Annotated in this window: 25 protein-coding genes; 8 read left to right on the top strand and 17 right to left on the bottom strand. The window is 40.9% G+C overall.

All coding sequences use genetic code 11. The features are described 5' to 3' along the window. The first annotated feature begins 43 nt into the window (after positions 1 to 43). Complete coding sequence (locus NQT65_RS01720; protein ID WP_256850349.1) at positions 44 to 841, top strand: spermidine synthase; 798 nt, start codon at positions 44 to 46, stop codon at positions 839 to 841. Between the two features lies 1 nt (position 842). Here the strand turns inward: NQT65_RS01720 and NQT65_RS01715 are convergent, their stop codons facing one another. Next, the gene (locus tag NQT65_RS01715) at positions 843 to 1,247 is read right to left on the bottom strand and encodes a GFA family protein (protein ID WP_256850348.1); all 405 of its coding nucleotides are present in this window, start codon (positions 1,245 to 1,247) and stop codon (positions 843 to 845) included. A 203-nt stretch (positions 1,248 to 1,450) separates the two neighbouring features. Between NQT65_RS01715 and NQT65_RS01710 the strand changes: the two genes are divergently transcribed. Beyond that, on the top strand, positions 1,451 to 2,290 hold the full coding sequence (locus NQT65_RS01710) for a hypothetical protein (protein WP_256850347.1): 840 nt from the start codon (positions 1,451 to 1,453) through the stop codon (positions 2,288 to 2,290). A gap of 91 nt (positions 2,291 to 2,381) precedes the next feature. Further along, positions 2,382 to 4,229, top strand: a complete 1,848-nt coding sequence (locus NQT65_RS01705) for an ABC transporter ATP-binding protein (RefSeq protein ID WP_256850346.1) — start codon at positions 2,382 to 2,384, stop codon at positions 4,227 to 4,229. A 355-nt stretch (positions 4,230 to 4,584) separates the two neighbouring features. Here the strand turns inward: NQT65_RS01705 and NQT65_RS01700 are convergent, their stop codons facing one another. Together NQT65_RS01700 and NQT65_RS01695 are read right to left on the bottom strand one after the other, a co-directional pair. Then, entirely contained in the window at positions 4,585 to 5,004 is a 420-nt protein-coding gene (locus tag NQT65_RS01700; protein WP_029772660.1) for an MAPEG family protein, read from the bottom strand. A 144-nt stretch (positions 5,005 to 5,148) separates the two neighbouring features. Beyond that, positions 5,149 to 6,240: an endonuclease/exonuclease/phosphatase family protein gene (locus tag NQT65_RS01695; protein ID WP_256850587.1), complete on the bottom strand. Its 1,092-nt coding sequence runs from the start codon at positions 6,238 to 6,240 to the stop codon at positions 5,149 to 5,151. A 239-nt stretch (positions 6,241 to 6,479) separates the two neighbouring features. Here NQT65_RS01695 and NQT65_RS01690 point away from each other — a divergent pair, with 239 nt between their 5' ends. Beyond that, a complete protein-coding gene (locus NQT65_RS01690; RefSeq protein ID WP_256850586.1) occupies positions 6,480 to 7,742 on the top strand; it encodes a valine--pyruvate transaminase in 1,263 nt (420 codons plus the stop codon). A gap of 81 nt (positions 7,743 to 7,823) precedes the next feature. Here the strand turns inward: NQT65_RS01690 and NQT65_RS01685 are convergent, their stop codons facing one another. Next, positions 7,824 to 8,267 (bottom strand): hypothetical protein, encoded by a 444-nt coding sequence (locus NQT65_RS01685; protein WP_256850345.1) that lies wholly within the window; start codon positions 8,265 to 8,267, stop codon positions 7,824 to 7,826. Here NQT65_RS01685 and NQT65_RS01680 point away from each other — a divergent pair. Continuing rightward, entirely contained in the window at positions 8,252 to 9,439 is a 1,188-nt protein-coding gene (locus NQT65_RS01680) for a PQQ-dependent sugar dehydrogenase (RefSeq protein ID WP_256850344.1), read from the top strand. The genes NQT65_RS01685 and NQT65_RS01680 overlap by 16 nt on opposite strands. Positions 9,440 to 9,497: 58 nt before the next feature. Here the strand turns inward: NQT65_RS01680 and NQT65_RS01675 are convergent, their stop codons facing one another. From NQT65_RS01675 to NQT65_RS01650, 6 genes are all read right to left on the bottom strand, one after another. After that, on the bottom strand, positions 9,498 to 9,926 hold the full coding sequence (locus NQT65_RS01675) for a retropepsin-like aspartic protease (RefSeq protein ID WP_256850343.1): 429 nt from the start codon (positions 9,924 to 9,926) through the stop codon (positions 9,498 to 9,500). A 609-nt stretch (positions 9,927 to 10,535) separates the two neighbouring features. Next, entirely contained in the window at positions 10,536 to 10,883 is a 348-nt protein-coding gene (locus tag NQT65_RS01670; RefSeq protein WP_256850342.1) for a DUF3024 domain-containing protein, read from the bottom strand. A 536-nt stretch (positions 10,884 to 11,419) separates the two neighbouring features. After that, on the bottom strand, positions 11,420 to 11,845 hold the full coding sequence (locus NQT65_RS01665; RefSeq protein ID WP_256850341.1) for an SMI1/KNR4 family protein: 426 nt from the start codon (positions 11,843 to 11,845) through the stop codon (positions 11,420 to 11,422). A gap of 44 nt (positions 11,846 to 11,889) precedes the next feature. Further along, complete coding sequence (locus NQT65_RS01660) at positions 11,890 to 12,345, bottom strand: hypothetical protein (protein WP_256850340.1); 456 nt, start codon at positions 12,343 to 12,345, stop codon at positions 11,890 to 11,892. A gap of 128 nt (positions 12,346 to 12,473) precedes the next feature. Then, the gene (locus tag NQT65_RS01655; protein WP_256850339.1) at positions 12,474 to 12,815 is read right to left on the bottom strand and encodes a hypothetical protein; all 342 of its coding nucleotides are present in this window, start codon (positions 12,813 to 12,815) and stop codon (positions 12,474 to 12,476) included. Positions 12,816 to 12,922: 107 nt separating this feature from the next. Then, positions 12,923 to 13,552, bottom strand: a complete 630-nt coding sequence (locus tag NQT65_RS01650; RefSeq protein ID WP_256850338.1) for a hypothetical protein — start codon at positions 13,550 to 13,552, stop codon at positions 12,923 to 12,925. A 249-nt stretch (positions 13,553 to 13,801) separates the two neighbouring features. Here NQT65_RS01650 and NQT65_RS01645 point away from each other — a divergent pair, with 249 nt between their 5' ends. Continuing rightward, a complete protein-coding gene (locus NQT65_RS01645; RefSeq protein WP_256850337.1) occupies positions 13,802 to 14,764 on the top strand; it encodes an integron integrase in 963 nt (320 codons plus the stop codon). A gap of 225 nt (positions 14,765 to 14,989) precedes the next feature. On the opposite strand, the gene serS is transcribed toward NQT65_RS01645, so the two are convergent. The 6 genes from serS to lrp form a co-directional block, all read right to left on the bottom strand. Continuing rightward, positions 14,990 to 16,294 carry a serine--tRNA ligase gene (gene serS / locus NQT65_RS01640; RefSeq protein WP_024033494.1) on the bottom strand — a complete coding sequence of 435 codons (1,305 nt, stop codon included), beginning with the start codon at positions 16,292 to 16,294 and terminating at the stop codon, positions 14,990 to 14,992. A gap of 9 nt (positions 16,295 to 16,303) precedes the next feature. After that, positions 16,304 to 16,684: a fluoride efflux transporter CrcB gene (crcB, locus tag NQT65_RS01635; protein ID WP_004586743.1), complete on the bottom strand. Its 381-nt coding sequence runs from the start codon at positions 16,682 to 16,684 to the stop codon at positions 16,304 to 16,306. Next, a complete protein-coding gene (locus NQT65_RS01630) occupies positions 16,677 to 18,020 on the bottom strand; it encodes a replication-associated recombination protein A (RefSeq protein WP_256850336.1) in 1,344 nt (447 codons plus the stop codon). Before NQT65_RS01630 ends, crcB begins: the two co-directional genes overlap by 8 nt. Continuing rightward, the gene (gene lolA / locus NQT65_RS01625; RefSeq protein WP_004586745.1) at positions 18,013 to 18,639 is read right to left on the bottom strand and encodes an outer membrane lipoprotein periplasmic chaperone LolA; all 627 of its coding nucleotides are present in this window, start codon (positions 18,637 to 18,639) and stop codon (positions 18,013 to 18,015) included. Before lolA ends, NQT65_RS01630 begins: the two co-directional genes overlap by 8 nt. Beyond that, positions 18,639 to 21,167 (bottom strand): DNA translocase FtsK, encoded by a 2,529-nt coding sequence (locus NQT65_RS01620; RefSeq protein ID WP_256850335.1) that lies wholly within the window; start codon positions 21,165 to 21,167, stop codon positions 18,639 to 18,641. The genes lolA and NQT65_RS01620 overlap by 1 nt, the downstream gene beginning before the upstream one ends. A 154-nt stretch (positions 21,168 to 21,321) precedes the next feature. Next, positions 21,322 to 21,801 carry a leucine-responsive transcriptional regulator Lrp gene (gene lrp / locus NQT65_RS01615; RefSeq protein WP_004586747.1) on the bottom strand — a complete coding sequence of 160 codons (480 nt, stop codon included), beginning with the start codon at positions 21,799 to 21,801 and terminating at the stop codon, positions 21,322 to 21,324. Positions 21,802 to 21,943: 142 nt separating this feature from the next. Here lrp and ald point away from each other — a divergent pair, with 142 nt between their 5' ends. Next, complete coding sequence (gene ald, locus NQT65_RS01610; RefSeq protein WP_004586748.1) at positions 21,944 to 23,065, top strand: alanine dehydrogenase; 1,122 nt, start codon at positions 21,944 to 21,946, stop codon at positions 23,063 to 23,065. A gap of 114 nt (positions 23,066 to 23,179) precedes the next feature. On the opposite strand, the gene pssA is transcribed toward ald, so the two are convergent. Beyond that, positions 23,180 to 24,505, bottom strand: coding sequence for a CDP-diacylglycerol--serine O-phosphatidyltransferase (gene pssA / locus NQT65_RS01605; protein WP_004586749.1), 1,326 nt, complete (start codon positions 24,503 to 24,505; stop codon positions 23,180 to 23,182). Between the two features lie 287 nt (positions 24,506 to 24,792). Here pssA and trxB point away from each other — a divergent pair, with 287 nt between their 5' ends. Beyond that, positions 24,793 to 25,743 carry a thioredoxin-disulfide reductase gene (trxB, locus tag NQT65_RS01600; protein ID WP_024033489.1) on the top strand — a complete coding sequence of 317 codons (951 nt, stop codon included), beginning with the start codon at positions 24,793 to 24,795 and terminating at the stop codon, positions 25,741 to 25,743. The last annotated feature ends 39 nt before the right edge of the window (positions 25,744 to 25,782 follow it).

Here is a 25,782-nt window from a genome sequence, read left to right as displayed (position 1 = left end):
TTCGTGGCAAACTAATGGGGTGTTTTATTTGTATTTGTAACCTATGCGCCAGCTTAAAGCCGACACTGTCTCTGCTAATTTAATTGCCACTAGTAACAACCAATATGGGCCTATTTGTGTTTATCAGAATACGGCCTATCGCTGGTTAACACTTGCCCAAAATGCGCAAAGCGATATCACTATTCAAGGGGTGATGAGCCTTAATGAGAATGAACGATTACTGATTGCGGTTAACCAATGTATGCTGTTATTTTTACTTAAAGCAGCTGAGCCTCTAAGTGTTTTAAATTTAGGTTTAGGTACTGCGGGCATTGAACGAGCCATTCATTATTTACATAACAAAACGGCTTATATAAATAACTTAGCTGTGTTTGACAGTGTAGAAATAAACCCCGCGATGATAAGCGTTGCTAAGCAGCATTTTAACTTGCCCGCTAATCATACGGTGCACTTACAAAATGCAGAGCTGTTTGTTGCAACGTGCACGCGCACATACAATGTCATTACAATTGATATTTTTAGTGGCGATGTACATCAAGACTTTTTATCTAACAGCGTATTTTGGCAAAACATACGTCGCTGCAGCGGGCTAAATGCGCAAATTATTATAAATTTAAACCCTAAAACAGGAAAAGAGCTCCAAGCTTTACTCGTCCTGTTTAGGCAACACTTTAGCTGTATTGCCCTTATAGAGTTTAACGAATACAAAAATATTGTCGTGATACTTTCTCAGCAAAGCTTAGTGCACATTAATAAAGAAGAAATAGCCCATTCGCCATTATTTAAAACGTGGGCGCCCACCCTTCACAACGACATAAACAGCATTTATCACATAGAGTAATTTAGCGCCCTGGTTCGTGTTTTTCATAGCACGGCAAATGGGTTTCTAATTGCTCCCAATTGGCTTTAGAGGTAACAAAATTATGCGACATTACCTGTTCAGTAATATCGTCATCTATCAGCCCTAGACGTATTCGCAAGCGAGATTTATCCTCTGCATTAGCACTGTAAATAGGTGAGCCACATGTTTTACAAAAAAAGCGCGCACGCCCAGGTTTGAAATTAAATTCAGTTAAATTATCTTCACCTTTGGTAAGTGTAAATTCGTGAGTGTTTACAAAACCATTAGTAGCAAAAGCAGTCCCGCTGTTTTTTCTGCATAGTGAGCAGTGACAATGAATAATTTGAGAAATAGCCCCTTTAATTTCAACACTTACCGCTTTACATAGGCACGTTCCAGTATACATATAATCCCTTTTATTATTTTTAATTGCGTGTAGTTAGGTATTTTAAGCGTTAAAATAAAAACGTCAGTAGAATAGATAAAACACAATATTGGTTGACTAATTTAAACCAAATTGGTTATATGGATTTTAAGTTTGGAAAATTAAAAGTCACATATTGGTTTACCAATTTATATACCTATACTTACATTAGTAAAAGAGGGATTATGCGCGTTAAATACAGCTTACTGTTAGTGGCCTGCTCAGGATTATTAGCCTGTAGCCAAAACAATCAAAATGCCCCCTCTGCAAAATGGCTATTAGTAGATAACTTTGAACAACAGCTAAAAGACTGGACAAAGGCCGACACAGACAACCAAACTCAACCTTATGTCGCTAACCCACAAGTAACTAAAATAGAAGTTGAGGACACAGCCAAAGGGATTAACCACTTTTTAATTAAAAAGCCTGCCGAAAATGGTATTGTCGGCAACCGCAAAGCCCTCAGCTATACAAAGCTTCCAAAAACAGTGCCCGTTGGCGAAACCTACACTTTTTTTACCCGTATTAACGTCGCCTCTTTTCCAAATAACCATGCTTTTGGATTAAGTAACTTAGAGCCAGAGCAAATAAACGTTCATGGCTACGACGCCTTTGAAGCCACTCTACGAGTTACCGATAAAACCGAATCAAATGGGTTAGTCAATACCGGGGCGCTAATGGTCAAAACTGATAAAGGCTATAGTAATATCCAAAACTATGCACAAGCGCAATCGGCTAAACCACTTGATACAAACAGTTGGTACAACATTTGGTACGTTGTTAATAATGCATCGGTAAAAATGCAAGGCCAGCAATACAATGTATATGTACAAGGCGGCGAATTTAAAAACCAAACCTTAGTGTATAAAAATGCCACCTTTAGAATGAAACGCGAACGCCCACTTAGCTATTTTTTAGCTAACTGTAATACGGGCCCACATAAAAAACCCTACGGAAATGGCGGTTTACGCTATGACGACATTTACATGATTAAAGGCGTAAACCTCACAAACCCTATTCGATAAAAGTAGCAGCGTAAATTAGTCCCTAAAGATCTACAGCGCGCCACTTAAATGGTATGATCATTTTCTATTATTTGTCATTTAAGTTTATAAAATGTATCGATTATTCGAAAAAATGACCAACGCATTTCCTGAGCAAAAGCCAACGCAGCCGCCCTCTACCTTATTTGCGTTTTGTCGTCATTACACTAAAGGTATGGAGCTGTCGTTAGTTTTAATGTCTGTTAGTGCTGCCCTGCTTGCCATTTTAGAAGTATCGTTATTTAGCTATATGGGCCAACTGGTCGATTGGTTGGGCACCTACACACCGCAAACCCTGTTTGAAGAGCAAAAAGCCGAACTTATAAAAATGGCGGTAGTGCTTTTAGTGATATTGCCTATAGTGGTGTTTTTTCACTCGGCTATTTTGCACCAAGCATTACTGGGTAATTACCCTATGTCGATTCGTTGGTCGGCGCATAGATACTTATTACGCCAAAGTGTTAGCTTTTATCAAAACGAGTTTGCAGGGCGTATTGCCACAAAAGTAATGCAAACATCACTGGCCGTACGAGAAGCCGTAATGAAACTGCTCGATGTACTAATGTATATTGTGGTTTATTTTGGCGCTATGGTGTTTTTAGTTGCTGAAGCTGACTGGCGTTTAATGCTACCGCTTTTAGTGTGGGTAATTATTTATGCCGCTATTCAAATGTACTTTGTGCCAAAACTTAAAAAAATTGCCAGCTCGCAGGCCGATGCGCGCTCTGAAATGACCGGCCGTATAGTCGACAGCTATACAAATATATCGACCATTAAGCTTTTTTCGTACACACAACGTGAAGAACAATACGCTAAACAAAGTATGGATGTATTTTTACAGCCTGTTTATAAGCAAATGCGTTTAGTAACCAGCCTTAACTTTGCCATTAATAGCCTAAATTACTTATTAGTATTTAGTGTGGCCGCACTATCCCTTTATTTATGGTCGTTAAGTGCAATTAGCGCAGGCGCCATTGCTGTTGCTGTTAGTTTATCGCTTAGATTAAATGGCATGGCGCAGTGGATCATGTGGGAAATAAGCAGCTTGTTTGAAAACATTGGTACCGCAACCGATGGCATGAAAACCTTATCTACGCCAATTAAAGTAGATGACAAACCCGATGCAAAAACGCTTGCCGTTTCTAAGGGCGATATCGCGTTTTCAAATGTTCACTTTAACTACGGCAAAGCCGCTAACGAAACTAATCGCGGCCCGGTAATGAACGGCCTAAACCTACATATCAAACCCGGTGAAAAAATTGGCTTAGTGGGTCGCTCTGGCGCTGGTAAATCAACATTAGTTAATTTACTGCTGCGCTTTTACGATACCGATTCTGGGACAATTAAAATTGATGGCCAAAACATTACCGATGTAAGCCAAGAAAGCCTTCGCCGCTATATAGCCATGGTTACGCAAGACACCTCCCTGCTTCACCGCTCTGTAAAAGATAATATTTTATACGGCCGACCCGATGCTTCAGAAGCCGAAATGCTCAGCGCTGCCAAGCAAGCTAAAGCACTCGAGTTTATAAGCGATTTAGAAGATAGCAAAGGTAATAAAGGGTTTGATGCTCAAGTAGGCGAGCGCGGTGTAACCCTCTCCGGTGGGCAACGCCAGCGTATTGCTATAGCGCGGGTATTACTTAAAAATGCACCTATTTTAATACTCGATGAAGCCACCAGCGCGCTCGACTCAGAAGTAGAAGCCGCAATACAAGCAAGCCTAGATGATTTAATGACAGGTAAAACTGTGATTGCCATTGCTCACAGGCTATCGACCATTGCGCAAATGGACAGACTTATTGTACTTGATGAAGGACGCGTTGTAGAGCAAGGCAGCCACGAAGCGCTCATTGCGCAAAATGGTATTTATGCTGGCCTTTGGGCGCATCAAACCGGTGGGTTTATTGGTGTAGATTAGGGCGTGTTGATCTTTGCGAATTGAAATTTGTTCAATCTAGGGGCGATCAAATCGCGGCGCGAGGTTTGTAACCTAGTGGGCTAAGTAAAAACCGAGCAACAAAGAGTTTATCGCCCCTAGGCAGAACCCAAAGGGCAGCGTATGTTTGGCATTTATGCTGCGTTATCGCCTATTTATGGGGAATAACCACACTTCATAGGCTCTGCCTTGCCTAAAAACCAAACATACTGCTGCAAATTCAAACGCCAAAGGTCAACACGCCCTAATCTCAGCTAAAAACTAAAAAGCGAAAGGGCTGATTACAGCCCTTTCGCTTTTTTATACTAATGGCTAAATAGCCTTTAATCACGTGATATTAAGCCATTAATCTTAAGCCAATTAAAATTAGCATAACAATATTGGCTATAAAACTGATTAAAAAGAAATACGTGCGTGGGCTTGGGTTTTTCTCTGTGGCTATAACGTAATACAGCGCCATATGAATTAATCGCGCTATTACATACACCCAAACACACATAGCAAATATAGGGCTTTGGTAATTTATAACAAATGCAAACAGCACAGTACCAATAAACAGCGCGCTGTTTTCTAGTGTGTTATGAAAAGTACGATGAGCTCTAAATATAAAACTGTCGTGCGATAAATCATCGCTAATTTTACCCGGTACAGCATTAGGCTGTTTAGCTTTGCTAAAGGTAGCTACCGACCACTGTACCACTAACATTATTAAGTAAACGTAAAACGCCATATAGGCAGAAAGCGCAACTTCAGTCATTTTTATGTCCTTAAAATTGTTTTAACTTAGTACTTACAGCAAGTTTTAAGCCTAAAATAAGTTTATTATAATTAGTAACTTATAATTTATAGGTTCATTAATAATGTAAAAGCTGCAAAGCTATTTATAAATGTTACCCACGTATTAACTCCTTAACGTTAGCGTAATTGATACCACTGCGTGATCGGTTGTTAAATCGTCTCGTTCGTATTCTGGGTTTATTAAATGCCTGTCGTATGTATGATAATCACTCACTTCATAAAAGCTATCATCGTAACTTGGGTCAAATTCACACGAGAGTAAAATATAATCAAGTACCGTACTACTTGTTCCATAGTAATGGGTAGGGCTGCGATTTAATAACGGCGCAGAGGGGCTATTACTTTGTTGAACATCTGCATTCCCAGCGTTTTGCTGGGTGTTGTGCGCCGTAAATTGGCTCATTTTTAGTGTTTTAAATAGCTGCCACGCGTCATTTAAACAATATTTAGCAAGGTATGTTTTAACATCAAACGCTGGGGCAAATCGCAATGTATTCGTTAGTAAATGGCTCAACACGCCATCGGCTAGGTCGTTATTAAAATCGCCCATTAACACCATAGGCTGTTGTGTAGCTTCGCGTCGGGTAATCATTTCTATCATTAGTAAAGTGGCTTCACTGCCGCGCTGAATGGTTGAGCCCCACGAGCCGGCCACATTTGCTTTAAGAGTGTCTATTATGTTTTTTTCGCTTGAGGATGGCTCGGTTTTGGCTGAGCTAGTAGTACTTTCATCACTCTCAATCATGGATCGTTTTGACTTAAAATGCACTACATAACAGTCGGTATTACCTACATGGGGTAATCTAATGGTGGCTCTTAACACCTTACGGCTAAACGTAAAATTACTATTAAGGCCAAGCATTTCAACAACCTCGGTATTGTGCTTAACCGCAGCAACATCAACAATCTCAAATTTAGACGCTATAGCCACGACCGGGCGCTTAAAAATAAAATCATCAATCACCTCTGGCGTATCAACCACAGCAAAATATGTATAGCCTTGCTGCGCCATTAACGCTTTTAGCGATTCAATACTAAATACTTCTTGAAAACCTATTACATCAGGCGCGTACTCATTTAAATAATCTACAATCCAGCGCTGTTTGCGTGCCCATTGCTCTGCGGTATAAATTTTTTCAAAATCGTAATACGCATTAGGCGGCTCAAGGTAGTTAAATAAATTAAACGTGGCTATTTTAAATCGCGTGTTTTTTACTACAGGCTCGTTTAAATCAGCGGCAGGTTCAGCCTCAAGCGTAGTGTGATGTAAAGTCGATTCAAAATTACTGATAACAATAGCCTAGCGAATAAAAGTGCATTAATTATACCCTAAAGGGTTTAAAGTTCTAAACCGTGAATTATTCTCAACATGCAAATAAAGCCCTTTATTTAGGCTATACTGCCCTCCTCGTTATTAGCGCACACATAGGTATTATGAACTACTCAAATTTTGGTACTAAATTTACACAACCCAACGGAATAACGCAGCTTATGGAAGATTTAGGCAGCGCTAACGCAAGCAATAATCCAAATATTGTTATGCTAGGTGGCGGTAACCCTGCACACGTACCACAGGTTAATGCTGTATTTTTAGATGAATTACAAAAGCTAGTAGCCAGTAATAAAGTATCGCAAGTATTTGGTTTGTACGACGGGCCAACTGGCAATGACGAATTTAGAGCGGCTCTTGCTAAACAGCTCAATAGCGAGTTTGACTGGGGTTTAACACCACAAAACATAGCATTGGGTAACGGCAGCCAAGCTAACTTTTTTGTGTTGTTTAATATGCTTGCGGGCAAAATGAGCGATGGCACTAATAAGCGTATTTTGTTTCCGCTTGCGCCTGAATACGTAGGTTACGCCGACCAAGGTTTATCTGATAATATGTTTGTGGCAATAAAGCCCGACGTCGAAATTTTAAATACACCCAGTGGCTCTAAGCAATTTAAATATGTCATTGATTTTGACGCGGTTGAAAACGTATTAGCCAACGATACCAGTATTAGTGCACTGTGCGTATCGCGCCCTACCAACCCAACTGGTAATGTCATTACCGATGCGGAAGTACGCCATCTAGACGCCCTTGCACACAAGTACAATATTCCCCTAATTATTGATAACGCCTACGGCGACCCCTTCCCGGGCTGTATTTACACCGATGCAAACCTTACGTGGAACTCAAACATTATATTGTGTATGTCGCTTTCAAAACTGGGCTTGCCAGGCCTGCGCACTGGTATTGTGGTTGCCAATAACGAAATAATTAAAGCCATTGGCCGTGTTAACGGCTCTATGGTGTTATCGCCTAACGCTATTGGCCCAAGCTTAGTAACCCGCTTAATTAACGAAGGCGAATTACTGCCTTTGTGTAAAAATACTGTATTACCTTTTTATAAAAATAAAGCAGAGATAGCCATAAACCTGTTTGATGAAATTTTTGAAGACTTGCCTGTCTATTTACATAAACTCGAAGGCGCGTTTTTTATGTGGCTATGGTTTAAAGACTCAAAAATAACCAGCGAAATGCTTTATCAAAAACTCAAAGAGCAAGATGTATATATAATTCCTGGGCATAACTTTTTTATTGGCATTGAAGATAGCTGGGAGCACAAACACCAGTGCGTACGCATTAACTACGCCAACGATGAAGCCACACTCAGAAAAGGCTTAGAGGCTATTAAGGCGCTTATTATGTAGCGCTTTAATTAACGTTATACATCGTACTTTAACGAGGTGGTTAACGCTTAGCATTAGCCACTGATTTTTTTATTTAACCTACTATTTAGGGGCTAACGCCTTGGTTAACAAGGCAAACAACAAGCCACCAAAAGCACCTGCTAGTAATTGCAAATAAAATCCCCATCCACGTGCGCCCGCTATAATATGAATATTCATAATCGACTCAATGGCCACTAGCACCAAGGCAAAAGCAGTGATACCCGATCCTACAAATAACACCATGCTGTATTTTTCAAACTTTTTAACAAGTAACACAACAGCAAAAAAAGCGATAGCCAAAGCAATGGCAATAATGGCGCCATAGGTAGGTAATAGCCCTAACCAATCATCTAGCGTTAAATTAATACGGTCGCTTAAGCTGACCACAACGCCCACATCAACTAATTGATTGACAACGTATTGGCTATGAAACAAGCTAGCAAGCGTAAAGGTAAATAACCAAGAAACTAAAAATATAGGGAGTAAACGTGTTAAAAATGGCATGGTTATCTCAACTTAAAATAAAGCTTTTTTCTTACAGTAGCAAAGGCTTGCAATGTAAACAACGACTCTCTCAATTCGCGCTATGGCTGTTTGTAGGACTATTTGCATCTACAGCCACTGCTGCTGAATTACCTAAAGAGCAATACAGCACTCACACACTCGCAGCACAATTAAATTCGCCGTGGAGCATGGTTAAACTGCCAAACGGGTCATGGCTAATTACAGAGCGCGACGGCCACGTTGTTATTGTAAAAAACAATCAGCAAACTAGAGTAAATTTAAACCTTGAAGGTTTATACGTTGCAGGCCAAGGCGGCTTACTCGATATAGTGCTCTCGCCTAATTTTAACACCAGCAAAGAAATTATATTTACCTACGCACAAGGCACAGCTGAGGCTAATCGCCTGGTAATTGCAAAAGCTACCTTTAATGGCACCGGCTTTTCAACGCCTGTTATTATTTACACAGTAGCGACTGATAAGAATACCCCACAACACTACGCTGGCCGCGCCCTCTTTTTACCCGACAACACTCTACTGTTTTCAACTGGTGATGGCTTTGATTTTAGAGAGCAAGCACAAGTAATAACCAGCCAACTTGGCAAACTATTACGCATAAACCTAGATGGCACTATTCCAAAAGATAACCCATTTATTAATCACAAAAACCCCAATGCACACGCTGTTTACTCGCTCGGTCACCGAAACCCACAGGGCTTAATATATGATTACGATTCCGAGCAAATTGTTAGCCACGAGCACGGCCCCGCAGGTGGCGATGAGCTAAATTACTTAACGCCAGCGACCAACTACGGCTGGCCGGTGATCACCTACGGTGACGATTACTCACAAGCACGTATTTCTCCATTTAGAGACTACCCCGGTATGCAAAAGCCAAGCGTAGATTGGACGCCATCAATCGCCCCGTCAGGCATGGCGTATTACGGCACTAAACATACAGCTTTCCCTTCACTTCAAAAACATGTGCTCATTACCACGCTTGTAGATAAAAAGCTCTACAGCGTTAATTTAGCTAATCGAAAGTTCACGCAGTCACACATACTTCCAGAAGCAACAGGAAGATTAAGAGATCTGTATGTAACCACTGAAGGTAATGTAGCAATATTAACCGATGGGAAAGATGCTGAGCTGATGTTGTTTAAAGCAAATTAGCTCACAAAGAGGATTAGAGGCGCTTCGCTATAATAGCGGCTTAAGGGGGCCGCTTTAATCACTCACAATCAGACAATGGTTCACTAATTGTCAGTGTATTAGTACCAAAATCTAATATAGCTTGGTATTTTCTAAAAAATGGAGAGCCTAATAACCCATGTATTGTATCGCCACCACCAGCGGCCTGAACATGGTCTAGGTTGAGTGATACAAACTCTGTACTTTCATACAATTGGCCTGCAAATTCAAATTTTAAAACGTCTATTAAGCCCATTTCGTGTTTGGCTGTACCTAAACCTGCGGCATTTTCCTCGCTTAGTTCTTCTTGTATTCCAAGCTTGTTAATACATGCTCTATCTAAAACAGATGCACCCGCCGCCGTATCTAAAATTAAACGTACTGTATGCCCGTTTATTTTAGCCTGAATAATTTGATGCCCTGTTTCTGTCACTTCAAATTTCAAGCTTGTGGTTTTAGCTAATTCCATAATGTTCCTTATTTAGGTTAATTGAAACACACTCTACTACAGTTACCTTCTAACACAACCGTATAAATGGTAAGTAACTAGCTTTCACTTATATCCTTTTGTAGTTAAAACATGGCAGAGATTTTTAAAGCTAAAAATACGAAAACTAATTTTCTTGGAGCCTATTAATTTACAAAGAGGGCAAGAGGCGCTTCGCTTTTAGAGAAATATAATAGCTTAAATAAAGGTGTTTTGAGCAAATTGCGACTTGATGTCTGAAGTCAAGATTTGACCCCAGCGTTTTACCGACCCCAGCGTTTTAAGCTAGACACCGATGGTTCTTCACTGCTTAAAAATTTGAAAAAAGGAACATCAAAAAACTTAAATATGACAAGGTTATTCGTGTAATCATTGAATTCGATGCTCAGGTCGTAATCCTTCCAAGCTATTTGAGGTCTACTTTCAGTATCTGCCGTAGAAGCTTTTGTATAAATCTGAATAGTGTCCATGTACCTGTAGCCCTAACTTTTAAATAAGGGGCGCAGGCATGTGGGGTATAATGGCGAAGCCGCCCCGCATGTATGCGTCCCAGCGAACGGAGTGAGTGACTTAATTTTTTTGTTATGTGACTTACCCAAAAAAGCAAGCATATTCATCATGATCTATAATGGCAAAGACTTGCTCAATAGTTTTTACATACATATTCGGCTCATAGCCATGCCATTTTAGATCTTGTCGCATCCAGAAAATTTTCCATTTACCTTGAGCGCGGATAAAAGTTGCTTTAGCCATGTCCAGGTCATGATATTCATTTGGGCTGTCCCAAACAGGACGCGTTTCATATATATAAACTGATTGTTTCTCCAGCCGCCAACCAATATCTAACTCATTTCTAATATGCACTGGTGGCCTACGCTTATTTAAAAACGCGTTGGCAGCTTTTTCTATCTTCTTTATTTCGAATTCACTTAAGGCCATAAACGTTTAATTTTTCACCTGTCACATAACACCCCACTAAGGGGCGATAATACATGGGCTAAAATTAGGAACGAAGTGACGCAGCCCATGTGTTAGCGTCCCAGCGAGCAGCGCGAGTGCCTTGAGTGGTTTGTTAGCTGACATGCTCTCCGTGTCGTTTCTTTAATTTACGAGGCAAAATAGTGTAAATAATCGCACAAATCACAATTACATATAACGAATGAAATATTAGACCTACTGCGTTTAAAGGATCTGGTTCGCACTGTGTTTTTATGACGGAGCAGAAGAAAAATTCCACTGCAAACGATGACAACACCCCTAGTCCAACTATAGCCATATAACTGAATATTGGTTTGAACTTTAACATTGTAACGAGCAGCAAAATTATTAGTACTGGAAGTCCGATAATTAGAGCGGTCTGCATAAATCCCTCCTTGGTTGGTTTTGGCAGCTAACGCCCCTAATAAACGGCAAATGCTTGGTGGCTATAATCCCGAAGGGATAGCCAGCGAGTATTTGTCCGGTTGATTGGTTTGTTATAAGCACGTTAACTCACTAATGCAGCTACTTACCTTAACAACTTCACCAGTTTCATGTGACCAAATATAAACCGAGTCACTGTAATTACCATTTTGTTTAAGTAGAATTAATTGATCGCCACACCCATTGCCAGCTATTGCGAGCGCATTCACTGGAAAATTCCCGAAACCTTCGCTAGATCTAGTTTCAGATATAATGTGATTGCAAGTGCGAGCAATGCGTTTTCTATCCGATGTATCAAAAATTGGATATTGTTCCCAAATGTCACCAGCTACTTCGATTTCACCGCCATTATTTTTTTGCATCGCAGTTTTGTAATTTTCGGGAAGCTTTGCTTTCAACTCTGTCTCAGCTGCAAGTATAAATTTTTCTTCTAGGTTGAATGCCAAAACATACTCCTGAGTGCTTATAACACTTTCCATAACCGGTTTGTGCCGCTCTTGCACAAATCCGGTTCATGGTATTGTTATTTACCCGACAACATCTGTTTAGCGATATTAATAACATCTAGTTCTCCACCCTCTATCTGAGTCGTTGACGCGACCGATATTACAAAGTTAATCGTCTTGGATTTTGCTAAATAATAATATAGATAAATGTCGTCTTCATCAGTATTTGCTACGGCAGCTCCAGTCATGCTGATACAGCCGACGCCACATTCACCTTGAACTAATTCAGAGTCAAATTCTACTAGTTTTTGATTTATCTCTTCAGATATCCTTTCAAACTGCTCTGCTATACCCGTGCCATATTCAATGCTTACAAATGGCATCTGATTTGGCCCGAAAGCAAGAATTCGTCTTAAGTTATCATTTTGAACCTTTAATTCATCTGGCAGCTGAATTAAAAAATGCTCAGTTTTAACATTTTGTGCATTTGTAAATAACGGAAATAAAGCAAGTACTAAAATAATAAATCTCATAACGTTCCTAGGGTAAATAACTTTTAAATAAGGGGCGCAGGCATGTGGGGCATAATGGCGAAGCCGCCCCGCGTGTATGCGTCCCAGCGAACGCAGTGAGTGACTTAATTTTTTTGTTATATGCCATTCTATAAACAACGCCCCGTACTAGAGATTGAATGTTTGATGACAGCATTGTCTTGGATTTCTGTTGTAGCCACTAAAACCCAATCTTTGCAGGGGATACCATTGCCTTCTATGTTTTCTAATTTAGAAGAAATATTTCCCGATAACAAATTTATGAATGCTTCTGAATCTATTTCTTTTAGTTTATTTAAAGCTTCTTCTTGCGGAGTACCAGTAGGAATAATTTTATATAGTTCACTTTTCCAAAACACTAATCGTTCTTCTACGCGTGTTTCCTTTGCGCAAGAGGCCAAAGCTAGCAAACTAATTAAAAACAGCTGAAACTTAAAATTTTTCACTGGCATATAACACCCGCATAACGGGCAAAAATACGTAGGCTACAATACTAAGCGAAGCGCAGGGAGCCTACGTTTTTTGTCCCTAGCGAGCGAAGCGAGTGTTAATGCGTTTGTTAACTCTCATAGCCCAACTCACTTCGCATTGTGTCTATTATCTGGTTCCTCAATTTTTTAAGGTCTTCTCCTTTCCTTACCATCTTTTGCTGAATTTCTGTTTCGAAATTGTAGCTGCCAGTCAAAAATGATTCAGGAGTAAGCTGTTCGTTCAATTGACGAAGCATTTCTGGCTGCATTGTAAGCAGTTCTTGATATAGCGACTCAAATTGCTCTAACTTTTCCATTAAGTTTCGAGAGCATACTATCCTCAGGCCGGTTAACTCGCTCGTGGCTTTTTGAAACCCTTCCTGTATGCCGATTGTGAAATCATTTAAAACTTTTTGATAATTTAATATGGCTTCTGTAGATGATTTCTCTTCGTAGAGTCTTCGCGTTGCGTCGGGAAGAGTTTTATTCATAAACACAACATAATCTTGCCCCGCTAGTTTTGCGGCATTATCAAGAATTTTAAAGTAGTTTTGATATTCAGTTTTTCTCGTTTCGAAGTGCTTTTCATCTCTTTCACGCTTAACCTTATATTTATGATGCAAGAATGGGAGTAAACCAGAACATATAAGCGCAATGACAGCCGGAATTATTATTTTAGCTTCCAGCCAGTTGTTAACTAGATTAGTAGATTCTTCCATTGAGCCTATATTCCTTGATGAGAGTTAACAATTTTGTCTACGACATTTGTCGTTTTATAAACCGATAAATGTCCATATATTACAATGCATTTATCTTAACCATCAAATAAACACCTGTAAACAATTAGTTAACTGAAAATTATTTTTAATCAGTGCGAAAATACACCAAAATGGTGGAGATCAGTAATATTGGACAAAACAATATGCACTGTCTATATATACAGTTAAATTTTACTAGAGATTCATATCATGAAATCACCTTTTTTAACTATGATAGCCGAACAAATGTATCTAAAGCGTTATGCTAAAAGTACCATTAAAGCGTATTTATACTGGATAGCTTCGTTTATTCGTTTTAACTCTATGAGGCACCCAACAACGATGGGAGATAATGAGGTCGAACTTTTTTTAAATCATTTAGTCAACCAACAAAATGTTGCTCCTAATACTCAAACACAAGCCTTAAATGCGTTGAGCTTTTTATTTAAAGAAGTGATTAAAAAGCCACTCTCATTATCATTAGGTTTTATTAAGAGCAAACGAGCAACTAAACTACCGGTAGTTTTAACGCAGCAGGAAATAAATAATTTTTTTAAAGTGTGCTCTGCGAAGCATTATTTACCCTGTGGACTACTTTATGGCAGTGGTATGCGATTAATGGAGGTACTGCGTTTACGAGTACACGATATTGACTTTGACTATAACTGCATTCGAATTTGGGATGGCAAAGGAGGTAAAAATCGTGTTGTAACGCTTGCAGTAGAGCTCATGCCGCAATTATGTTCTCAAATACAATTAGTTGATAGTTACCTGCAATTAGATCTGAAAAACCCCTTATATAGCGGCGCTTACATGCCGCATTTGTTACGTAAAAAATATCCAAACCATAACAAACAATTAGGGTGGGAATATTTATTTTCATCACATAAATTAAGCATTGATCCTGAGAGTAAGCAGCTGAGGCGTCATCATATTGATGAAAAGCAATTACAACGCGCTGTTAAACAGGCTGCTAACGATGCAAAAATTAGGAAATACGTTACACCACATACCTTACGCCATTCATTTGCAACGCACCTATTGCAAAGTGGCGCTGATATTCGCACGGTTCAGGCACAATTAGGCCATAGTGATGTGCGAACAACCCAAATATATACTCATGTTTTACAACAAGGAGCCAATGGTGTTGTAAGCCCATTTTCGAGATTATAAAACCAGCAAAAGTTTTTAATTGTGTGTCACGCGTTAAAGTACGCCTTATACAAAAATAGCGCCGATATGTATGAAGCCGATTCTTACACAATGAATTTCACTGCGAATTAATATCTCAGCTTTTACCTTTAACCTCGAACCTTTTCCTAAAACAAAAAAACCGCTGTTCGTTAAAACAGCGGCTTTCTTTCTAAAGCTTACAGCTAAAAAATGACAGCTAGTACTTTAAACTTTCCCAATCACTTCAAGTCCACCCATGTATGGGCGTAATACTTCTGGTACTACTACTGAACCATCGGCTTGTTGGTAGTTTTCTAGTATGGCTACGAGTGTACGGCCAACGGCTAAACCTGAGCCATTTAGTGTATGTAGTAACTCTGGCTTTTTAGCACCTTCACGGCGAAAACGTGCTTGCATACGGCGCGCTTGGAAATCGACCATATTTGAACAAGACGAAATTTCGCGGTAGGTATCTTGCGCCGGTAACCATACTTCTAAGTCGTATGTTTTAGCTGCGCCAAAGCCCATGTCGCCCATACATAAAATTACTTTACGGTATGGTAGTTCTAGCGCTTGTAAAATTTGCTCTGCGTGGCCTGTTAGCTCTTCAAGCGCTTGCATTGAATCTTCTGGTTTTACTAGTTGAACTAGTTCAACTTTATCAAACTGATGCTGGCGAATTAAGCCGCGTGTATCACGACCGTAGCTGCCCGCTTCACTTCTAAAGCACGGCGTGTGCGCAGTTAAGCGAATCGGTAAATCGCTTTCTTCGTAAATCTCATCGCGTGCGCTATTAGTAAGCGGTACTTCTGCTGTTGGGATTAAGCTAAAGCCAGCTTGTTGTTCACCGTCGTCGTTTACTAGGCCTAATGTATGGAATAAATCGCCTGCAAACTTAGGTAATTGGCTTGTACCGTAAAGGCTTGCGCTATTTACTAAGTACGGTACATACATTTCTGTATAGCCGTTTTTATCTGTGTGGGTATCTAGCATGTATTGCGTAAGTGCACGGTGCATACGCGCTACTTGGCCGCGCATTACTGTAAAACGTGCGCCACTAATTTTAACGCCCATTTCAAAGTCTAGGCCGTTTAGGTCTTGCCCTACGTCTACGTGATCTTTTACTTCAAAGTCGTACTTTTTAGGCGTGCCCCAGGTAAGTATTTCAACGTTGTCGTCTTCATCAGCGCCTTCTGGTACTGATTCGTCTGGCAAGTTTGGAATTGCTAATGCAATTTCGTTAATGGCGTTGAGTACTTCGTCTTGCGCTTTTTTAGTTGCGTCTAATTCGCTGCCTAAATTTGCCACTGCGTCTAGCAGTGGTTGTGCGTCTTCGCCTTTTGCTTTTGCTTGGCCAATAGCTTTAGCACTGGCGTTACGTTGACTTTGAAGCTCTTGCGTTTTTACTTGTAATGTTTTGCGTTGTTCTTCAAGTTCTGTCACTTTTGCAACATCAAGCTCGTAGCCACGAGCCGCTAAGCGTGCTGCAGTTTGCTCAACGTCTTGTCGTAAATATTTAGAATCTAACATGTTAGTTTTTTAACCTTTTTGCATTACCAGCTGAAGGCCCAGCCAAGCCATAAAAATACAGATCATCACATTTAAGATGATATTGAGGGCCATTTTAATAAAGTGACCTTGTTGTAATAACAACAACGAGTCCATTGAGAATGTTGAAAAGGTGGTTAACGCACCTAAAAAGCCAATACCAATAAGGGTTTTAGCGGGGCTTGTGGCGATAATTTCTTTCTCTATCAAACCGTACAAAATGCCCATTAACAATGAACCCAGAATATTAACCGTCAACGTACCAAAAGGGAATCCCCTACCAAGGAGTTTTAGCATGGTTTCGCTAATAAAAAATCGTAAACAGGCTCCTGAGGCACCGCCAAGGGCGATCATCATATAAAGTTTAATCATTTTCGTATCGTTTAAGTGGGCTTTGCGCGTCGCGTTCTTTTAAGTAATCAAGCTTTTGCTTAATTTTTTGCTCAAGGCCGCGATCGCTCGGTAAATAATAGTGTTTGTCTTGAATTTCTGGCGGTAAATATTTTTCACCGGCGGCAAAGGCGCCCTCTTCGTTATGTGCGTAGCGATACTCGGCGCCATAGCCTAAATCTTTCATTAGGTTTGTGGGCGCGTTTCGTAAATGCTCTGGCACTGGGTAGCTTGGCTCGTTTTTGGCATCAGCCTTTGCTTGGTTAAATGCCATATAAACGGCATTACTTTTAGGTGCGCTGGCTAAATATAAAGTGGCTTGAGCAATGGCGCGTTCGCCCTCGCTTGGGCCTACACGCTGAAATATATCCCATGCGTTTAACGCCACTTCCATTGCCCGTGGGTCGGCGTTACCTATGTCTTCTGTGGCAATGGCAAGTAAACGCCTTGCTACATAAAGTGGGTCGCCGCCGCCGGCTAAAATACGGCAATACCAATACAGCGCGCCATCGGGTGAGCTGCCTCGTACTGATTTATGAAAAGCCGATATTAAATCGTAAAATTCATCGCCGCCTTTATCGTATTTAGCTAAATGGATTGGTAGTACTTGGCTTAATACGTGCTCATCTACGTTGTATATGCCGTTTTGCTCACTCGTTAAATCAACCGCTTGCTCAAGCAGGTTTAACACTTTACGGGCATCGCCGCCGCTTGCTTGGCAAAGCGCCTGTTTGGCGTTATCGGCAATAACAATATTTTTTTGGTTTAGTTGCTCATCTTGCTTAAGTGCGCGCTCTATCACTGTGTATAGGTCGGTATCGGCTAGCGACTTTAAAACATACACGCGTGCACGCGACAAAATAGCGTTGTTAAGTGCAAATGAGGGGTTTTCGGTTGTCGCACCTACAAATATAAAAGTGCCGTCTTCTATGTGAGGTAAAAATGCATCTTGCTGCGATTTATTAAAACGGTGTACTTCATCCACAAACATTAAGGTGCGTTGCCCGCGGCTTTGTAGGTTATCGTGCGCTTGCGTTACGCTGTCGCGAATATCTTTTACGCCTGCGGTCACAGCCGACATTTGTATAAGTTCGGCATCGGCGTGGTTTGCAATAATTTGCGCAAGGGTGGTTTTACCTACCCCAGGCGGCCCCCACAAAATTAAGCTGTGGCAACGCCCTGCAACAATGGCTTGGTGCAAGGGTTTATCATCACTTAATAAATGCTGCTGACCGATGTATTCGTCAAGCGTTGTTGGGCGCATACGTGCCGCAAGTGGGCGTACATCGGGCCCAAAATTAAAGCCTAAATTATTCACCGTTACTCTGATCGTCTATTTCTACACCCTCTGGTGGGGTAAATTCAAAGGTGCTTGTATCAAGCGCGGTATTTACTTGTGCATTGTTAAAACTAAACGATGAAAGCTGACCAGAATTATCCGTCACGACTAACTTAGCAAGGCCTTGCTCGTTACCTGCAAAGGTAATATCAAGTTGCTCTACTTGGCTTTCTACGCCTTTATTTGGCGTTACACTAAAGCCAGAGTCTGTGGCTTGAACGCTGTATTTTTCCCATTGTGCGGGATCTTTTGAAGTAAGCAGTACAAACGGTGTTGAATCTATAAGGCTATGGGTATCCATAATAGTTACTTGCTCAGCAAAGCTATCGAAATAATAGGTTTTGTCACCATTTGATACAAATAAGGTATCGTCTGGGTTTGTTTGCTGCCAGCGGATCATCATAGGTTGTTTAAGGGCAATTGTGCCCTCGCCTTGCATAACCGCTTGTCCTTGCGGATCGGTTACGTTTTGAGAAAACTGCGCTTTAAAACTTTTAAGGGTTGCGAGTTTGTCTTGCAGTGCTTGGCTGTCATCAGCAAAGCTAGGCGTGGCAATTAAACTGCCAAGCACTAATAATAAACTGTTTAACTTTTTCATTAATTTGCTCCATTAGGTACTAATACATCGCGAGCGCCGTTATGGCCTGGTGAACTCACGATACCCGATGTTTCCATTTGTTCTACTAGTCGTGCTGCGCGGTTATAGCCAACACGTAATTTACGTTGTACTGACGATACCGATACTTTGCCGGTTTCGATTACAAACGCAACGGCTTCGTCGTATAAAGGGTCTGACTCTTCATCTGCGTTTTCACTGGTTTCACCTGGTAATAAAACATCTTCTGTTGCATCACCATTTAAAATTTCATCAATGTAATTAGGTTTACCGCGTGCTTTCCAATCGTTTACTACCGCATGTACTTCATGGTCGTCTACAAATGCGCCATGCACACGCTCTGGTACGCTTGTGCCTGGCGGTAAGTAAAGCATATCACCCATACCGAGTAAGTTTTCTGCGCCTTGTTGATCCAATATGGTACGCGAGTCTATTTTACTCGACACCTGAAACGCCATACGCGTAGGTATATTGGCTTTAATTAAGCCGGTAATTACATCTACCGATGGGCGCTGTGTTGCGAGTACTAAATGTATACCTGCGGCACGCGCTTTTTGCGCAATACGGGCAATAAGTTCTTCAACTTTTTTACCTACAATCATCATCATGTCGGCAAATTCGTCTATTACTACCACTATGCTCGGTAATTTATCTAATTCGTCTGGGCCTTCTTTCATACCGTCGGTGTCTTTAAATAATGGGTCAAGAATTGGGTAACCCGCTTCTTTGGCCTCAAGTACTTTTTGATTGTAACCTTTTAAGTTACGTACACCCAACGCCGACATTAATTTATAACGGCGTTCCATTTCGCCTACACACCAACGCAGCGCGTTAGCGGCTTCTTTCATGTCGGTAACAACTTCACACAATAGGTGCGGAATACCTTCGTAAACCGAAAGCTCAAGCATTTTCGGGTCAATCATGATCATACGGACATCATCAGGGCCCGATTTGTACAGTAAGCTTAATATCATTACATTAACGCCCACTGACTTACCTGAACCTGTGGTACCCGCTACCAGTAAATGGGGCATTTTACCTAAATCGGCACACACAGGTTGCCCTGCAATATCTTTACCTAACACCATGGTTAGTGGCGATGGATTTTGCTCAAATTTAGGGGCGTTAATTACCTCAGATAAACGTACAATTTCGCGGTATTTGTTAGGCAGCTCTATCCCTATGTAAGTTTTACCTGGGATCACCTCAACCACACGTACACTAATTGCCGATAACGAACGGGCTAAATCTTTTGATAAACCAGTAATTTTAGACACTTTTATACCCGGTGCTAAATCAAGCTCAAAACGTGTTACAACTGGGCCTGGGTATACGCCAACCACTTTTGCTTGTACGTTAAAGTCGAGTAATTTTGTTTCAACAAGACGCGATACACTTTCAAGCTCTTCTTCCGATATCGGGTTTTTGGCTTTATCCGGTCTGTCGAGTAAATCAAGCGACGGTAATGGCCCTGGCGGTGGCTCTTTATCTAGTAACTCTTCAAACTTTTCTTTTGCTGTTGGCGGAGGCTGATATGCAGGTTTTGGCTTAGGCATAGGCCTTGCTGGCGATACCACCGTGGTAACCGGTTTTTCAGGCTCAACAACTTGGCTTTGATCAAGCGCATTAAGTGCAGCCGCTGTATCCATTGGCTCATCGTCTATGGCGCTAAAGCCAATTTCTTGGTCGAGTATATTGTCTAGCTCATCAAATGGGCTGTAGTCATCACTAATTTGCGGCTCGCTAAAGGTAGGTTGCTCTTTAGTAATAGCTTTTTGTTTAGCTGGTTTTTTACTTTTAGCAGGCTCTTGTTCAAATTCTGATGATTGCTCGAGTGTGGCATCGCTTTGCTCATAATCGTCAACGTCATCATTAAATTGCGCATCGGCTTGCACCGGATTTGCCGCAATACGCTCTCGTTGCATCCAACCTTGGGCGTAATTAGCAATGTAACGGTAGCCTCTAACCACTAAATCGCCGAGGTAGTCTACAAATTCAACCCACGACACACCGGTTAATAAAGTAAGCCCAGCAAAAAAGAAGCACAATAATAGTATAGAGGTACCGGTAAAGTTAAATGCCGGCATCATGGCCGATGCAATCACATCGCCCACTACCCCACCGGATGAAAAGTTATAAATATCATCAAAGTTAATGCTGCTGATTGCCGTTGCTGAGGTAATAAATAAAGCAAAGCCAATAACACGCAAGGCAAGTGTGGTGTAGTCGAGCTGTAAAATACGATGAGGTTGTTTAAATAATAAATAGCCAAACAGCTGAATAGCGGCCGGCACTAAATAAGCAAGCCAACCAAATGACAGTAATAATATATCGGCTACCCAAGCACCGGCAGTGCCTGTAATATTTTTTACGTTTCTAAATTCACCCGTTTGCGACCACGCAGGGTCAGCGGGATCAAAGCTGATTAAAGCACATAAAATGAATATTGCCGCAAAGGTACTGATGATCAGCCCTGTTTCTAATAGTCTTTGCACACCGTTTAGGCGCATAACTTCCTATCCCTCTTTATTGTTCTATTGGCACTTGCTTGCAATCAAATACCTTAGCAGGAAATGCAATTTGATGCACTTTATCTTAATGTGTATGGCCTGATTATGAACAAGTTTTTATAAATTAGAGTGTGTTTATCTTTTGCGGTTAAATTTACGCAATGTAAGGGCGAATTATTACGCCGTCTTCACCTTTTACTTCTTCCATTACTACATAGGTGCGGCTCTCACTAACATTTGGCAGCTTTAAAAGAATGTCGCCTAGTACACCTCGGTATTCTGACATATCGTTTACGCGTGTTTTTAATAAAAAATCAAAATTACCCGATACCAAGTGACACTCTATTATCTCTTCGTGCTGTTTAACCGCCGCACTAAACTCATCAAATACGTCGGGCGATGTTTTGGTAATGGTTACCTCAACATACACAGATAAGCCTTGGCCAAGCTTTGCTGGATCAACCACCGCTTTGTAGCCAAGTATATAACCTTCACGTTCTAACTTTTTTACGCGCTCCAGACAGGGCGTGGCGCTCAGGCCAACTCGTCGGGCCAGTTCTACATTAGAAAGGCGGCCATCGTGCTGTAATTCCATTAAAATTTTACGGTCAATTCTATCTAATAACTGATGCATACACCCAACTAGTTTAATATTCTGTTTATTTTTATTATTTAGATAATAACACTGGCTAGCCTTTTAAAAAAGGTGAGACACACTGCCTTATGATGAATATAATAGTGAAAAATGTTAATCCGTTCTTAATAAGGCAAATTTTATGATTATTGGTGTACCTAAAGAAATTAAAAACCATGAATACCGTGTAGGTATGGTTCCTGCGAGTGTTCGTGAATTAGTAAATCACGGCCACCAAGTGATTGTTGAAACAGATGCAGGTATGGGCATTGGTTTTACTAACGAAGATTACACACAAGCTGGCGCTGAAATTTTAGCAACTGCAGCTGATGTTTTTGCAAAAGCAGACATGATTGTAAAAGTAAAAGAGCCACAAGCTGTTGAGCGTGCAATGCTACGCGAAGACCAAATTTTATTTACTTACCTTCACCTTGCACCTGATCTTCCACAAACTGAAGACCTTGTTAAAAGCAAAGCGATTTGTATTGCTTACGAAACAGTGACTGATGCACGCGGCGGTTTACCGCTTCTTGCACCAATGAGTGAAGTAGCAGGTCGTATGTCTATTCAGGCCGGTGCACAAGCGCTTGAAAAATCTAACCACGGCCGTGGCATGTTACTTGGTGGCGTACCAGGCGTTGAAGCAGCTAAAGTAGTTGTTATTGGCGGCGGCATGGTGGGTCGTAGCGCAGCGCAAATGGCTGTTGGCATGGGCGCAGACGTTGTAGTACTTGACCGCAACATCGATGTACTTCGTGCACTAGACGCGCAATTTGGTAACAAAGTTAAAGCGATTTACTCAACAGCTGACGCACTTGAAAAACACGTACTAGAAGCTGACTTAGTAATTGGTGGCGTACTAATTCCAGGTGCTGCAGCACCTAAACTAGTAACAGCCGATCACATTAAAGCAATGAAGCCAGGCTCTGCAATTGTTGATGTTGCTATTGACCAAGGTGGTTGTATTGCAACTTCTAAAGCAACAACACACGCTGATCCTACATACATTGTTGATGAAGTTGTTCACTACTGTGTTGCTAACATGCCAGGTGCAGTACCGCGTACTTCTACCTTTGCACTTAACAATGCAACATTGCCGTTTATTATTAACCTTGCAAACAAAGGTTACAAAAAGGCACTACTAGATGACGCGCACTTCTTAAAAGGCTTAAACGTAATTAAAGGCCAAGTAACTTACAAAGAAGTAGCTGAAGCGTTCAACATGGAATATGTTGACCCTCGTACTGCAGTAGAAAACGCGTAATTTTGCGTTTAGTCGTTAGGTGTTATTGAACAAAATAGTTACCTAACTACGAACAATAAAAAAGCAGCTAATTAGCTGCTTTTTTGTATCTAAATTTTGACTATATAAATTAATTTATATAAAACGCTTAATTATAAAATCAACTTTTACGCGTTTAGCCTGACCAAGTAGCTTTTTAACCGGTTGCGGGTAATTTTCTACTGTTTCTAAATCATTTGGCCCAGTTAGACGGCGGCAGTGTTTTAAAATTTCCTGCTTTTCGTTATCTATGGCTTGCATAATACTTTGCTGTGGGTCTTCAATTAAAATACCGTTTTCGATATCAAGGCCCCACGCTCGTGGATTAAGGTTATGGCCGCTTAATAAGTGGCGTTGTCGGTCGGCGCAAATACCTTTTAAGTGAAACGAGTTACTCTCGTGCTTCCATAAATACACGTTTAAATTGCCGTTATCTATATGGCGCTTTTGCGATTTTACAAATTTATGCAAAATAGTTTCGTATAAATACGGGAGTGCACCAATTTTACTAAATGGCTCACTTGGCGGCAGATAAAAATCGTTTGCGGTTTTATCACCTACTACAATGGTTACTTGCTTACCTTGTTTTAATAATCGACGTAGTGAGCGCATAAGCGGCGCCGGAAAATTAAAATACGGTGTGTAAAGTACAAGCTCTTGCTCTGTGGTATCAAACAAGTTTTTAATTAATCGGTTAAGGCTATTATTACGACGCCCTAAACCTAAAAACAAACGCACACCGAGTGGGTCGGTATTGGGCGTAGTTGGGTTTGCATAACTGGCCGACTTTAGCTCGCGCATTAATTGCTTTTGTTCAAATTTAAAGTCTATTAAGCGCTTAAGCGGGCGTGTATCAATACGTGGCACGGCTTGCGAGCCTATTAGCTTAGACTCAATAAAATCAACCACAGAGTCGCACAGTGCTGCTTGGTCAACTAAAAAGTAACGGTCGAGCCTGTAGCGTTCGTTGTATTGTAAGTACACGTTATTTAAGCTGGCGCCGCTGTATAATAAAGTATCATCTACAACAAAGCCTTTAAGGTGTAACACACCAAACAACTCTTTGGCTTTAACCGGTACACCGTAAACTTGTACGTTTGATTTAAATTTTTCTAAATAGTCACAATATAAACTTGCGTTACCGTCTGACTTTTCCGCACCAATAAGACCACGTTGAGCACGATGAAAATCAACCAACACTTTTATTTCAAGGTTGGGGTTTGCCAACGACACACGATGCAGCGCTTCAAGTATTTCGCGCCCTGCTTCGTCATCTTGTAAATAAAGTGCCGTAATGTAGATTCTTTTTTTTGCATTGCTAATTAAACGTAGCAATTGCGTACGGTACTCTTGTGCGTTGGTTAAGACGTTAACGTCTTTTGAAGTCAACCCAAATGCGGGTTTTTCCTGCCAAAATAACATAGTTGCCTATTCACTAAGGTCACATAATCTATCAGTGACAAATAAAATTAGGTAAAACATATCAAAAAAATACTAACGGGTCATGAATTAACGAAGCTTTGTTGCTCATCTGTTTGTTTTTTAGCCTTTACGCGGGCTTTTTTATCATTCAAGGCAAAGTCAGTACATAATATTGCACAGCTTTTAATTTTGTCAGAAAAAAATATTCACATAATTTGTTTACTTGTGCCTTGTTTTTCTTAGAATCGAAGCCATTAAGTTCAGTATTAAACGTTTAGGAAAAGATCATGACTGAAGCAAAACACTCTAAGTTACTAATTTTAGGCTCTGGCCCTGCGGGTTACACTGCCGCAGTATACGCAGCACGTGCAAATTTAAACCCTGTTTTAATTACCGGCATTCAACAAGGTGGCCAATTAACGACCACAACTGAAGTTGAAAACTGGCCAGGCGATGCGCACGGTTTAACAGGCCCTGCATTAATGGACCGTATGAAAGAGCACGCTGAGCGCTTTGAAACGGAAATTGTGTTTGACCACATTAATAAAGTAGATGTGTCTAAGCGCCCGTTCACGCTTACTGGCGACCAAGGTACTTATACGTGTGATGCATTAATTATTGCCACTGGTGCATCGGCTAAATACTTAGGCTTAGAGTCTGAAACTAATTTTCAAGGTCGTGGTGTATCTGCATGTGCTACGTGTGATGGTTTTTTCTATAAAGGGCGTAAAGTTGCCGTTGTAGGTGGTGGTAACACTGCTGTAGAAGAAGCGCTTTACTTATCTAACATTGCGGATGAAGTACACGTTATTCACCGTCGTGATAGCTTCCGCAGTGAGAAAATCCTTGCTGATCGTCTTAACGAAAAAGCGCAAAATGGTAACGTAGTAATGCACTACAACCGAACGCTAGACGAAGTACTTGGCGATGACATGGGTGTAACTGGTGTACGCATTAAAGATACGCAATCTGATGCTACCGAAGAGCTTGATTTAGCGGGTGTGTTTATTGCTATCGGCCATAAGCCAAACACCGACATGTTTGAAGGCCAACTAGAAATGAAAGACGGCTATTTAGTGGTTGAGTCTGGTCTTAACGGTAACGCTACACAAACAAGCGTACCTGGCGTATTTGCCGCAGGTGATGTGTCTGATCACATTTACCGTCAAGCAATTACATCTGCAGGTACAGGCTGTATGGCAGCCCTAGATGCAGAGCGTTTCTTAGATAACCTATAAACGCTACAAAATTAATAAAGGCTGTTAGTTCAGCCTTTT

It is taken from the genome of Pseudoalteromonas agarivorans (assembly GCF_024518735.1).
Classification (GTDB): Bacteria; Pseudomonadota; Gammaproteobacteria; order Enterobacterales; family Alteromonadaceae; genus Pseudoalteromonas; species Pseudoalteromonas atlantica.
The sequence above is the reverse complement of the archived record's forward strand: the minus strand, read 5'-3'. Positions and strand labels throughout refer to the sequence as shown.